Annotated in this window: 2 protein-coding genes; both read right to left on the reverse strand. The window is 64.5% G+C overall.

The features are described from left to right. A partial coding sequence (locus FEV53_RS20425; RefSeq protein WP_246100959.1) for a transposase occupies positions 1-340 on the reverse strand: 340 nt, incomplete at its 3' end. Continuing rightward, positions 294-758: DDE-type integrase/transposase/recombinase (locus FEV53_RS21825; RefSeq protein ID WP_246100961.1), on the reverse strand; the 465-nt coding region annotated here is incomplete at its 5' end. The genes FEV53_RS21825 and FEV53_RS20425, both read right to left, overlap by 47 nt.

Consider the following 758-nt stretch of genomic DNA (forward strand, 5'->3'; position numbering starts at 1 on the left):
TATCCACGATGAGCGTGATTGGACCGCCTGTGGGTTTCCGGCCCGGCGCGATGTTCAACGATGGGGCGCGGCGGTAGAGCGTGGAGAAATCCGGCACGGGCAGGTCAATCCGCATGAGCCGCAGCAGGCTCCGGACAAACCCTTGCGTTTGACGAAGCGCCAGTCCGAACACGACGCGCAATGTCAGGCAGGCCTCGATCGCCAGGTCCGAATACTGCCGCTGCGCACCGCGTTTGCGAGAGGGCGGTGAGCTCCAGCCGGCCATCGCATCCTCGCTGAGCCAGACCGTCACATCACCGCGTCGGCGGAGGCTCTCGTTGTATCCGGCCCAGTTCGTCACCCGGTACTTCGCCTTCGCAAACTTGTCCCGTCGTGACGCGTTGTGCTTGAAAGGCATTGGGCATCCTGTCGTCAGACCGACCGCCTGCTACGCCGTGGGTCGAATCCATGCAACACGCTCTCTCCATCGGGGCGTTCTGCGCCTTCAAACGATCCCCCGGATCGTTCGATCCGCTGGCGCGGACCAGCTTGAACCCGAGGCACTGACCCTTGCGGCTCATGGATTGAGCCAGCTTGGCGCGGTGGATGATCTTGCGGTCGTCTCCGCTGGCATATTGCATGCCGCGGTCCGAATGCAGGATCAGGCCCGGGACCGGGCCGCGCTGGTCCAGGGCCATCCGGAGCGCGTCGTAGCACAGCTCTGCGCCCAGGTGATCGGTCATGGACCAGCCGACGATTTCGCGGGTCGCATGCGCCAT

The organism is Palleronia caenipelagi, from assembly GCF_007004065.1.
Taxonomy (GTDB): Bacteria; Pseudomonadota; Alphaproteobacteria; order Rhodobacterales; family Rhodobacteraceae; genus Palleronia; species Palleronia caenipelagi.